General features: G+C 32.8%; 15 protein-coding genes. 6 read left to right on the forward strand and 9 right to left on the reverse strand.

The annotated features are described in order from the left end of the window. Positions 1 to 753 precede the first annotated feature (753 nt). The 8 genes from ACIQZG_RS10195 to ACIQZG_RS10230 all read right to left on the reverse strand — a co-directional run bounded on the left by ACIQZG_RS10195 (position 754) and on the right by ACIQZG_RS10230 (position 4,069). On the reverse strand, positions 754 to 1,011 hold the full coding sequence (locus ACIQZG_RS10195; protein WP_402755073.1) for a site-specific integrase: 258 nt from the start codon (positions 1,009 to 1,011) through the stop codon (positions 754 to 756). Between the two features lie 115 nt (positions 1,012 to 1,126). Next, a complete protein-coding gene (locus ACIQZG_RS10200) occupies positions 1,127 to 1,201 on the reverse strand; it encodes a YjcZ family sporulation protein (RefSeq protein ID WP_402755088.1) in 75 nt (24 codons plus the stop codon). A gap of 106 nt (positions 1,202 to 1,307) precedes the next feature. After that, a complete protein-coding gene (locus tag ACIQZG_RS10205) occupies positions 1,308 to 1,430 on the reverse strand; it encodes a YjcZ family sporulation protein (RefSeq protein ID WP_402755074.1) in 123 nt (40 codons plus the stop codon). Positions 1,431 to 1,652: 222 nt separating this feature from the next. Then, entirely contained in the window at positions 1,653 to 1,802 is a 150-nt protein-coding gene (locus ACIQZG_RS10210; RefSeq protein WP_402755075.1) for a YjcZ family sporulation protein, read from the reverse strand. A gap of 598 nt (positions 1,803 to 2,400) precedes the next feature. Then, positions 2,401 to 3,267, reverse strand: coding sequence for a cation diffusion facilitator family transporter (locus tag ACIQZG_RS10215; RefSeq protein ID WP_402755076.1), 867 nt, complete (start codon positions 3,265 to 3,267; stop codon positions 2,401 to 2,403). A gap of 138 nt (positions 3,268 to 3,405) precedes the next feature. Continuing rightward, positions 3,406 to 3,648 (reverse strand): hypothetical protein, encoded by a 243-nt coding sequence (locus ACIQZG_RS10220; protein ID WP_402755077.1) that lies wholly within the window; start codon positions 3,646 to 3,648, stop codon positions 3,406 to 3,408. Between the two features lie 58 nt (positions 3,649 to 3,706). Further along, entirely contained in the window at positions 3,707 to 3,838 is a 132-nt protein-coding gene (locus tag ACIQZG_RS10225) for a hypothetical protein (protein WP_402755078.1), read from the reverse strand. Beyond that, positions 3,839 to 4,069 (reverse strand): helix-turn-helix domain-containing protein, encoded by a 231-nt coding sequence (locus ACIQZG_RS10230; protein ID WP_402755079.1) that lies wholly within the window; start codon positions 4,067 to 4,069, stop codon positions 3,839 to 3,841. 171 nt (positions 4,070 to 4,240) lie between these two features. On the opposite strand from ACIQZG_RS10230, the gene ACIQZG_RS10235 reads away from it, so the two are divergent. From ACIQZG_RS10235 to ACIQZG_RS10250, 4 genes are all read left to right on the forward strand, one after another. Then, the gene (locus ACIQZG_RS10235; protein WP_402755080.1) at positions 4,241 to 5,137 is read left to right on the forward strand and encodes a helix-turn-helix transcriptional regulator; all 897 of its coding nucleotides are present in this window, start codon (positions 4,241 to 4,243) and stop codon (positions 5,135 to 5,137) included. A gap of 126 nt (positions 5,138 to 5,263) precedes the next feature. Continuing rightward, positions 5,264 to 6,031, forward strand: coding sequence for a hypothetical protein (locus ACIQZG_RS10240; RefSeq protein WP_402755081.1), 768 nt, complete (start codon positions 5,264 to 5,266; stop codon positions 6,029 to 6,031). Positions 6,032 to 7,023: 992 nt separating this feature from the next. Further along, positions 7,024 to 7,599, forward strand: a complete 576-nt coding sequence (locus ACIQZG_RS10245) for a DUF6434 domain-containing protein (RefSeq protein ID WP_402755082.1) — start codon at positions 7,024 to 7,026, stop codon at positions 7,597 to 7,599. A 94-nt stretch (positions 7,600 to 7,693) separates the two neighbouring features. Then, complete coding sequence (locus tag ACIQZG_RS10250) at positions 7,694 to 8,080, forward strand: DUF5071 domain-containing protein (RefSeq protein WP_402755083.1); 387 nt, start codon at positions 7,694 to 7,696, stop codon at positions 8,078 to 8,080. Positions 8,081 to 8,108: 28 nt separating this feature from the next. Here the strand turns inward: ACIQZG_RS10250 and ACIQZG_RS10255 are convergent, their stop codons facing one another. Next, positions 8,109 to 8,960, reverse strand: coding sequence for a LysR family transcriptional regulator (locus ACIQZG_RS10255; RefSeq protein WP_402755084.1), 852 nt, complete (start codon positions 8,958 to 8,960; stop codon positions 8,109 to 8,111). Between the two features lie 134 nt (positions 8,961 to 9,094). Here ACIQZG_RS10255 and ACIQZG_RS10260 point away from each other — a divergent pair, with 134 nt between their 5' ends. Further along, positions 9,095 to 10,063 carry a DMT family transporter gene (locus ACIQZG_RS10260; protein WP_402755085.1) on the forward strand — a complete coding sequence of 323 codons (969 nt, stop codon included), beginning with the start codon at positions 9,095 to 9,097 and terminating at the stop codon, positions 10,061 to 10,063. A 20-nt stretch (positions 10,064 to 10,083) separates the two neighbouring features. Beyond that, the gene (locus ACIQZG_RS10265) at positions 10,084 to 10,218 is read left to right on the forward strand and encodes a YrzO family protein (protein WP_402755086.1); all 135 of its coding nucleotides are present in this window, start codon (positions 10,084 to 10,086) and stop codon (positions 10,216 to 10,218) included. Positions 10,219 to 10,893 lie beyond the last annotated feature (675 nt).

Genomic DNA, 10,893 nt, shown 5'->3' on the forward strand with positions numbered 1-10,893 from the left:
AACTAATGAAGTTTGCTAATTCAAAGTCGGATATATAATTTACAGCGGCTCTTATTCTTTTGAAAAATAGTGAGATGACTATCGTATAGACATGTTTTGAAGCCTTCTAAATAAGGATTTTAAAGTATTTACAAAAAAATCACTTGTTCTGCAGCATTGTTACAATTCTTTTATTAATATACAGCTCGATGTTTCCTTCTTTTTATTCAAAATAAATAGAGGGATTTGTAGTGTTTTTTACAAAAGTGGAAGACAAGTCTATCGTGGCAATTGAACAACATTATAAGAGCTAGAAGATTTAAAAATAGGCAGAAAAAAGTATTCAAAAGAACATTTTTTCGAGCGATTTCATTTTTTTTATGCTGTTTTATTGGAAATGGAATAAGTCTATTGACCTATTTCGTTTGTTTTGAAGCACAATGAGAGAAGTGGGAATTTCCCTATATTCAGTTGTTTTTGAATTGTTTTAGGTTTTTTTAGGTTATTTTTTCAGTGTGAAAGGTAATATTCTTTCTTACTTAATTAATAAAGATAAACAATGGTATTGGGGTCTTTGGTCGGGGGACGACTCCCTCCTGGGACGTCAATTGCAAGTCGAAGGTTGATATTCAACCAAAGAGAAAAACGCTTGAAACCTTGTGTATACTGGGTTTTGAGCGTTTTTTACATTGTTTAAAGGATATAGAGAATCGCATTGAATAACATATAAAATTAGAATTAGGTAAACAAAATGTAAACAAGGTGAACAAAAAATTAAGATGAATAAATGTTAATCGCAATTTCTTCATCTCGTTCTTCCATTTCTTTTAATACGTGTGCATAGTGATCTAATGTTGTTTGAATGTCAGAGTGACCTAATCGTTTTGAAACAGAATGGATATTTGCACCTTTATAAATTAGAACGCTTGCATGTAAATCATCTTGGAAGATGCCAAATGGATATGTACTAGGAAAAGTAAATGTGCCGACTACGAGAGCCTGACCGCATAAAAACTCCTCTTGCTGGATCAACTCCTAATAGTGCTCCTCTGTGAACTTTTCCATGGATATCTCTGACTTCTATAGCCTGACATTGGTATCTATCTAGTTGATGCATAGTAGCCCTCCTTTCAGAAGCAAATTTTACTTAGATTCCTACAATAATGAGTAGAACAAACAATACAACATTTAGTGCCAAAGAAGTTGTCATTATTCCACACATAAAAGGGTCACCTGGTGGATAGTGACCCTTAGTATAAATTTGGAGGTGTAAGGTTAAATTGGTATTCCCTTACAATAGTTATGAGCATTAGAGGCGGTATTGGGTATTAATATTTTGACATGAAACTAGCGCCAACAATAATTAAAAGAATGAATAGAACAACAATTAGAGCAAATGCAGAACCAGAACCAGAACCAGAACCATAACCACTATCATAATTTTGCGACATAATAATTTCCCTCCTTTCTATGTCTATAATATGAGTGGTTGATAAAATGAACTGCGATAAATAACTAATAAATTTATTTTTTAAAATAAATTTATTAGTTATTTATCAAGTGAATTAAAAAAAGTCACTCTTGTAAAAGTGACCTTATAATAAGGGGGTGTTTGGCTAATAAACTTTATATTATTTTTTATTCCAATGTTGTGAATTAAAGAGTTTTAGAGATTAATACATGAAAGTAGCGCCAACAATAATTAGTAGAATGAATAGAACAACAATTAGGACGAATGAGGAACCGCCACCATAGCTACCACCGTTATAGCCCCCATAATAACAATTGTTGTTGTAATTTCCGATGTTTCCGGAGTATCCCATGAAATATCCCTCCCTTCTATGTTTATAATATGTATAGTTATAGAAAGTTAAGAGGTATTTATCCAACTAAAAATATTTCTTTGGAGTTAAAAATTTGACAAATATTTAAGAAGGTTGCATCTTTTGAAGAATAAAAAGGGTCACCCGTATGGAAGTGACCCTTAGTAACAAATCAAGGCGGCGCAAGCTAAAATTAGCTTACTATACTATTATGATGAGACAGCTACCTTTGGATAGTGAGTTACCCTAGATAAAGATTTTTTTAAAAATAGGTATTCGAAATTAACGTTAAATAAGTAAAGTCATATCGAAAAAGATATGACTTTTTATTATGAAGTGGGGACAGCAATGTATTAAAAAAGACAATGGGCGAGGCGAGAGTTTGCTATCCCAAGTCCATTTTATTTAAAGATACAAGTAAAAATTACAAGGAATAAAGTTTAGGGGAGAAAAGAATGATTTGGTCAGTTGGAAGGGTGACTCAAAAATGAAATAACTATTATTTGAGTTATCCAGTTAAAGAATATAGCTAAACAATTAAAACCAGGCGCACATAAAAGGTGAGCACCTGGTCCACTACTTGATTATAGATAAAAAATTAATTTATTTTTTCATTTTCTGGTTCTAAATGAATAAGAATATTGGCGTGCTGAAAGATGTTTTTAATCTTTTCTTCTATACGATCGCAGAGATCATGAACTGTTTCAATGCTATTTTGCGATTCTACTACTAAATGAAAATCGATATATTCCTCAGCACCCGAGCGTCTTGTTCTGAAATCGTGATACTCGATATATTCATCTTTAAATGATTCAATGATATGTACAATTTTTTCTTCTTCTTCTTTTGATAAACTTGCATCCAATAGCGGAGGAAATGCTTCTTTCATCATTTTGAAAGCTTCCATCATAATATAACATGCTAATACTATCCCGATAATTGGGTCTAAAATATACCAACCGGTTAAATGGACAATCAATAAACTCAAGGCAACTCCTAATGAAGTATAAACATCTGTAAGTAAGTGGAGTGCATTTGACTTCATCGCTACAGAGTTAGTATTCTTAGCTGTTCTATACACAATTCTTGACACAAAAATATTAACTAATGCACCAAATAGCATGACAAGTATTCCTAGTAGTGGAAGTTTAATTGGTGTGGGTTCAATAATTTTATGAACACATTCGTAAATAATCCAAATCCCTGCAACAAAAATTAGTAGTGTTTCAATTGTCCCTGAAATGTTTTCAACCTTACCATGTCCATAAGGGTGCTCTTTATCCGCTGGTTTACTAGAAATTCGTACAGAGAAAAAAGCAATTAAAGAGGCAAGTAAATCTAAAAAAGAATGGATGGCCTCTGATAAAATTGCCACTGATCCTGTAAAAAGTCCAACAATGATTTTTAGAATAACAACGAGAGAATTGCTAATAACTGATAAAAAAGCAACCTTTGAAGAATTCATATTAATTCACTCCCAAAAAAAAATATAAACTTATGATAACAGGCCGATATCGTGTAGGTCTATGGCAACGTTTTTGCCTACTCACTAGTAAATTAGGGAGTGGAAAAAGAGTTGCACAAAGCAAAAATAAAAAGCCACTCAATTGAGTGACTTAATATCAACATCCTCTTTTGCCTTTTTTGGTCCTTCGTAAGGAATTTTGTGATTCAATGGTAAATTATTTTGCTTATTGATAATCATCCTCTTTATTTCTTTTCTTATTCTAAAAATAGCAAATATAATAGCGGGAAATAAAGAAAGATATCCTGATAATGGCGCTAATATGAAGCAAATTATAACTGACCAAAATGATTCATACCATTTCACTTTTCCAACGTGCATAGTGCATCCCTCCTATAAATAACAGTTTATTGGAAAAACAAAAAACAGACAACCTTTATTAGTTATCTGTTGCTTTATCCATATCGACTTGTTTAGCTTTTTCAATTACTTCCTCGAAAGCCACTTTAATTTCTTCAATTGTATAACCAGCTTCAAGTAATTCTTTTGTTGTTTCTTCTAGTTTGTTCAATTAATTATCCTCGTTTTCTACTTCAACAATCTTAAATAATTCGTTCATATCATCAATTTCAAATACTCGTACAAGCTCATTTAATGTTGCTTTGGTGTAGCTTTTTGTTTTGTCATTATATAACTCGCTAACTGCACGTTGTGTTAAATTACTTCGTTCAACCAAATCTTTTTGTTCCCACTCCTTTTCAGCAAGTAGGACCCTTAACCGTAATTTCAATTCTTTCGTCAACTTCAAACACTCCTTTCCAACTTAATTTCGTACCTCTATTATAAAATAACTCTATAGAAAACGCAATTTATATTTGAATTCCGAATTTCGGATGTTATGATGTAATTAATAAACGTTATTGGGATTCTAATTCCGAATTATTTTTATTAAATCCGAAATGAGGTGAATGAAATGTCATTCGAATATCTAGCACAATACACAACATTCGATTCAGTATCTGATATGGACAAAAGTGTGGTGGACCATATAGCAGCGCATTATTTCAACTTAACAGAATCAGAACGTGGAATCGTTATCGTACTTTCACAACGTTCATTGATGTATCCAGGGGCTTCGCATCTAAAAGCTGAAACGATTGCTGAAGCAACTGGCACTTCTCCTAGTACAGTAATGCGCGCGATCAAGAAACTAGTTGAGTTAAACATTATCGAGAAGGTAAAGCAAACAAAGTTAAACGGAATTAAAGGTGCAAGCATTTATAAGATTTTGCCTTACAGTGACACATCGACAATGAAACATCGAGAGACAGGTGATGAAGCTAGTAACGACGCGGTTTGCCCTCCACAATCTGAAAACCTATCTTTTAACTCTTTTAATCTTTTAAGTTCTAAACAAGCAAGTAATAATTTAAGTGATTTAGAAAATGAATTGGCTTTGCAAGCTGAAAAGAAAAAGGAGTACATGAATGAGTATCAGCAAATGCTATTTGATTTCATGCACTCATTACCGTTATCAGACTCACTAAAAGATGAACTACACAAAGTTGTATTGGCTGCTCAAGTACAAAGTGTACCTGAGTTTGTAAAAGCTAAGAACGTAATATTTAAAATTGCTATGGATATTAAAGAGGGTGTACTGACAGTTGCTAGTACGTTACGTGCGGTGTTTGTAGGTGCATATAGTAAAGCTGTAGAGCGAATGGATAAGAAGTTGAATAAATCATTTTCAATAGAAGAAACTCAAAATAAAGAGCGTCCAGTACAGTTTTATAACTGGTTGAATGAGCGTAATAGTCGTCCGCAATCTATAGGTAATAGACCGAATTTAGAGAACAGGCTTGAATGGTAGATTAGAGAAATTATGTTAAGGTAAATCATGTTAATATTATTATAGAGTCAATGGTAGAATATAGATTGATAGTAAATAATACTAAGATATTTTGCTTTCTAAAAACAAACTGTGTAGGGGGAAATAATGAAAAAATTATTTATTGTGTTACTAACAGCATTTGTATTTGCGGTAGTAAATCCAACGAAATCAGAAGCAAAAGTGATGTATGATGGAGCAGAAGTTGTAAAAGGTCAAACAGGGAAAATGACCTTTAAAAAAGATATCAAGGTATACAAGAAAAATCCAGATGGTACGTTTGATTCATTAATGGTAAAGAGAAATAATTTTTTTAAAACGTATGATATTGAGAAATATGACGGTAAAACATTCTATCAAATGGGGCAATATCGGGTCCAAGCAACTGATTTGGTAGTTTTCAAAGAAGTACCAATAAAAATTCGATCATCTTTCTATAATAATCCAACTTATATTTATATTAATCGTAACCAAAGTTATGATTATAAAAGTTACGGTAATTATTTCAATAAAGATTACCAAAATATCAAGATTTCTTTCTTAAATAACGGACAAGTTATTTCTACTTGTTTTTATGATGCAGATGCAGGAGATATTTGTATAGAAGATAATGGTACAGATATTAAAATAGCTGAAACGATAAAAAGAGAAACAGGTGTGCGTTATGAGATAACAGCGGATGTACGAGAGCGATTTAGTCCAGTAGAAGGCTATGCTATAGGTGGATATGAGCATGTGTATTTAAAGGGAATGATTGTTTCATCGAAAGGTACTGAAATTAATGGTTATTTAGATGTATTAGGTGGGGACTGGAAGTATCCATCGGAATACAGTTGGGTTCCGATAAATTTATTAAAGCAAGTTGAAGATAAGTGATAGATTATGAATTATATTTAGCCCTCATTTGATAAGGGGGCTATTTTAAATGGTTGGTTGACATGCGGAAAGGATGTTTGTCGATGTCTTGGGCTTTAGCTGAATAAACCATTAAAGACCACTCCGTGATGGGTGGTTTTTTATGTCGTAATGGTAAATGGAAATAGTTATCCAAATGAATTGTATATGGGGTATTATTAAACTATTGTTTCAGGGAAATGAATGGGTGTATTTAATTTTGTAATTGCATTTATAGTTGAGGGAGTCTTGTGAATGATAAAAGTTCAAAAGAATAAATCGAAGTTAGATACAATAATAACAATTGCTATTGTTTTTTATTATGTGCTTGGGAAATTGCTAAGTAATTTTTATAATTTCTCTGTTACGATGAATTATATTTACTGTGCTATACCATTTATTATGCTGTACGTTTATAGATTCAAGAAGAGTAATAAACCGAGGCTTTAGTTCAATAAACCAATAAAAAGACCACTCCGTAATGGGTGGTCAAAAATGTAAGGAAAACAAAAGGTAAACATTGTAGTTGATAACCGTTGATATATCAGTATTTTAATATGTCCTCCTGGGACGTATCCAGGTTCAGATAGAATAAGTTTGAACCAACTGAAAAGTGCTTCAAATCCTTTAATATAAAGGATTTGAGGCGCTTTTCTTTTTTTGAGAATCCGCTAGAAACTACTTGACTATTCTGAATCGTACTCCCCTGATTTTTTAGAAGTGATGATCGTAGTCCTTTAATTAAGATAAAAAGTTCGAGTGACAGCAATGAATTGAAAATCATACTAATGCCTATTGTATTCCTGCTCAAAAATCTTGTAACTTTACAATAAATTTTTGGCTGTTTTTTAAAAGAGTGTTGTTATTAAACTAACGAGGCCATTTAGTATAAGAAGAGATAAGTAAAATATTAGCAAGGACATTTGGAAACTAATGTTCTATAATGGGATTAAAATACAGCAGAGGTGAATGAAATGCGACCTGTATTATCAAAGGATTTGAATGAAAAAGATTTCAGGAATTTTTACTGGTTAAAAGAAGAACTACAGTTTTTTTGTAGAGAAAATGGGTTAAGTACTTCAGGTTCTAAAGTTGAAATCACAGAAAGAATTGCTTACTTTCTTCTAACCGGAAAAATTGTTAAACCATCGAGAAAACAAAATTCTTACCAAAAGTCTGCTAAATCAAAGGAATTGAGCCTAAATACTATTATTACAGAAGAGCATCGTTGTAGTCAGGCAGTAAGAGCATTCTTTAAATCACAAATTCCTAAATTTCATTTTTCCACATATATTCAAAACTATTTTAAAGAGAATGTAGGAAAAACATATCAAGAAGTAATTGCTGCCTGGCATGAAGAAGAGGATCGTAAGAAAGACCCTTCATACATCACAACAATTAGTTCTCAATTTGAATATAATCAATTTACGCGAGATTACTTTACTGATCCTGAAAACAAAGGGAAAAAGCGAGAAGATGTAATCGCTGCCTGGAAGGAGATAAAGAAATTACCAGGAGAAAATAAGTACATACCGAAAAGTAATTCTTGACCCCTTCAACTTAAACTATAGATGCAGATTAGTTTAATAAAGACTGATACAATAAATAGATTGCCATGTATAAAAATCAAAGGAATTGACGCATATGGAAAACTTTGAAGATCTTTTGCCAAGACATAAGCATGATAATGATAGAATAGAAATGATTAAAAAAATGGATAGAGATAAAATATTGCCTTTACTGCCTTACCTTCTCGAATGGATTCAAGATATGAATTGGCCAGTGGCCCCAAGTGTATTAGAATTACTTTTAACTTTTCCAGAAGAAATTGTCCCACATGTGCAAGCTGTTTTATCTTCAGATGATGATAACTGGAAGTGGTTTATTCTACATTTTTTGATTATCAAATTGCCAGTAGAGTCAAGAGTTCAGTTTAGAGAGTATTTAATAAGAGTGGCTGAAACACCTACACATGATGAACTCTTTGAAGAACTTGATGAAATAGCAAAAGAGATTTTGGAAATAATCTAAATAAATATCCCTTTTCACACCGAGAAAGTCAATGATGCTCAACTATTTTTTTTAAAAAACATTCCATCGAATTTGTCATATATGCATCTTTTCGTCGTATAAAGACAGTTGAAATAATACCGTATTTTTGAGGAATTGGATGACAATGAACCTTGCCTGTAGTAGAAAGATATTCAACAGCTGATTGCGGCACAATCGTAACTCCAAGACCAATTGCAACACTTTTTAAAATTGTTTCTAATATGTTAAATTCAATGATTCTTTTAGGGAGTAAACCTTCAGCTTTGAGCCAATGTTCTAGCTTGGCACGATAACCGCATCCTTGATTAGAAATAAGGATTGGTGTAGTCATAAATTCCTCTAAATGGAAGGATTTGTTTTGTGTTATAAGAACGAGTTCTTCAGTACATACATCATATTGTTCTAAAAGTGGATGTTTAATTGGTCCAGTAATAAAAGCCCCATCTAGTTGGTGGTCTGTTACTTCTTTAATTAGTTCCTCAGTTAATCCAGCTTGCAGTGTCAAATCGACATTGGGATACTCCTTATAGTAAGAAGCAAGAATGTTTGGTAATATATTCACCGTTTCAACTGTACCAATTTTTAATGTACCAGCTGGTGTATCACTATCTAAAAATACTTGTTTCAATTCTTCGACATCCTGCAAAATTTTATTAACGTAAACGAGCATTTTTCTTCCTTCTGGATTTAATGTCATCCCCTTTTTATGTCGGTAAAAAAGCGATGTTTTGAACTCTTTTTCTAATAGCTTAATACGTGCTGTTACATTGGATTGGACATAATTTAATTCCTTTGCTGCATGGCTCACACTTCCGTGATTTGCGACGCTCTTGAAAATTTGTAAGTCTCGAAGTTCCATTGAGAATTCCCCCCTTGAAAGTATCATTGTAAATGATATTAAATATCACTTTCAATCATTTTACGTGATATATATTCTTTTTTATAATTTCCATTGTGAGATTTAAAAGATTATAGATAAATGGAGAGATTAATGTGAAAAGAAGTCAATTGATAATAGGGGCGATGGCATGTTTAATTGCAAGTATGTCATGGGGAGCAATGTTTCCAGTTGCAGATCATGCTTTGGAATATATAGATCCATTCTATTTTTCAACTATACGATATGGGGCCGTAGCTATTGTACTAGTCATTTTATTATGGATAAAAGAAGGCAGGCAGGCATTTCGTTTAGAAGGAAAAGGGAAACTACTCGTCTTCTTCGGGACGATGGCATTTACTGTATACAATGTGCTAGTTTTCTTTGGACAAATGTTACTGGGGAAATCTGGTGTTATGGTAGCTTCTATAATGGAGGCGCTCATGCCGATGATTTCAATTGGGGTTTTATGGGGATTTAAACATGTGAAACCGAAAAAACATATGATTATAAGCATGGTCATTGCTTTCGTTGGGGCGATTTTTGTAATTACAAAAGGTGATATGAGTTTCTTTCTTACACTTAAACAAAACCTGCTTTCACTCGCATTTATCTTAATTGGTGTTGTAGGATGGGTAATCTATACGATGGGTGGGCAATCGTTTAGTGATTGGTCTACGCTTCGCTATTCTACATTGACATGTGTATTTGGTACAGTTGTAACAGGTATCATAACAATAATAGTTACAATCCAAGGATATGTGTCTGTACCAAGCATAGGAACGATTTCTGCTGTTAAATATGATTTATTATTTATGATGATATTACCAGGCTTTGTGGCTTTGCTGAGTTGGAACTACGGCGTGAAAATTTTATCATCCGTAAATGGAATTTTATTTATTAACTTCGTTCCAATCACTACATTGTTCATTATGATGATCCAAGGATATAAAATTACAATTTTTGATGTTGCAGGAACACTGCTCGTTATTATAGCACTCATACGAAATAACATATGTCAACGTAAAGAAGAAAACGAGCATCAGAAGAATTTAATAAAGGAACAGTTGAGTAAGGCTGTTTGATTTCAATGTGAGGTTTTTATATGAATGGAAGTTTATTGTTTTTCTTTGCTACTGCAATTGGCTGTGAGCTTGCAGCAATTAATCGAAATGGTCGCAAGAAGATAAAACAACAAGCTGAAATGATACATCTGTTAATAGACTTACTTAAACAATAAATAAAATTAATATGTATGGAGAGTTTCGCAGGGAACGAATTTGACAATCTATCCAGCTATTGCCGAAACGATTGCTGGATCAGAATTAAACTGTGTATAAATGATGAATAAAAAGGCAAAAGAACTTGCTTTGAGGTTTATAAATTTGTCAATTCTTTTGGTTTTAATAATAGTGACCTAATACGGTAGGCATCCAGCTGAGGTAAAGGCTGGTAGTCCCAAAATAACGCTTTTAGAAAGAAGAATTAAAGCGTTGGAACAAGCAATTCAAGCGATTGATGATCTTTCCAATAAATAACTTATAACTAAATAGAGTAACGGGTGCAATAGCAGAAGATAAGCTGTCATTTAGACAGCTTATTTTGCTATGGAATAAACGGTGCAGTATTCTTGTAATGAATGAACGGAATTATGTATGCAAAAACGACTGAGTTTGTTAAGTATTGCACTTAAACTCCCATGAAAGAACGTAACAATCTTTCATTTTCTGTGGGTGTAGCGTTGGTTTAACGCTACATGGATGGCTAACGGAGCAGCATTCCTGTTTGAAGGATGTTCGAGGTCTTGAAAGAGAAAGAGCCCTCTAGTATGATGCATGAGTGTCAACGACCATTGACCCATCATCAAACAAGGAGGACTCCTTTATGCATTCTAAATGGAATAATAAAATTAATC

The sequence above is a fragment of the Lysinibacillus sp. NPDC096418 genome (assembly GCF_044762775.1).
Taxonomy (GTDB): Bacteria; Bacillota; Bacilli; order Bacillales_A; family Planococcaceae; genus Lysinibacillus.

What these genes read in the sequence shown, in the direction of transcription:
- ACIQZG_RS10205 (WP_402755074.1), bottom strand. Translation starts at nt 1,430, where the DNA reads ATGTCGCAAAATTATGATAGTGGTTATGGTTCTGGTTCTGGTTCTGGT.
- ACIQZG_RS10210 (WP_402755075.1), bottom strand. Translation starts at nt 1,802, where the DNA reads ATGGGATACTCCGGAAACATCGGAAATTACAACAACAATTGTTATTAT.
- ACIQZG_RS10215 (WP_402755076.1), bottom strand. Translation starts at nt 3,267, where the DNA reads ATGAATTCTTCAAAGGTTGCTTTTTTATCAGTTATTAGCAATTCTCTC.
- ACIQZG_RS10220 (WP_402755077.1), bottom strand. Translation starts at nt 3,648, where the DNA reads ATGCACGTTGGAAAAGTGAAATGGTATGAATCATTTTGGTCAGTTATA.
- ACIQZG_RS10235 (WP_402755080.1), top strand. Translation starts at nt 4,241, where the DNA reads ATGTCATTCGAATATCTAGCACAATACACAACATTCGATTCAGTATCT.
- ACIQZG_RS10240 (WP_402755081.1), top strand. Translation starts at nt 5,264, where the DNA reads ATGAAAAAATTATTTATTGTGTTACTAACAGCATTTGTATTTGCGGTA.
- ACIQZG_RS10245 (WP_402755082.1), top strand. Translation starts at nt 7,024, where the DNA reads ATGCGACCTGTATTATCAAAGGATTTGAATGAAAAAGATTTCAGGAAT.
- ACIQZG_RS10250 (WP_402755083.1), top strand. Translation starts at nt 7,694, where the DNA reads ATGGAAAACTTTGAAGATCTTTTGCCAAGACATAAGCATGATAATGAT.
- ACIQZG_RS10255 (WP_402755084.1), bottom strand. Translation starts at nt 8,960, where the DNA reads ATGGAACTTCGAGACTTACAAATTTTCAAGAGCGTCGCAAATCACGGA.
- ACIQZG_RS10265 (WP_402755086.1), top strand. Translation starts at nt 10,084, where the DNA reads ATGAATGGAAGTTTATTGTTTTTCTTTGCTACTGCAATTGGCTGTGAG.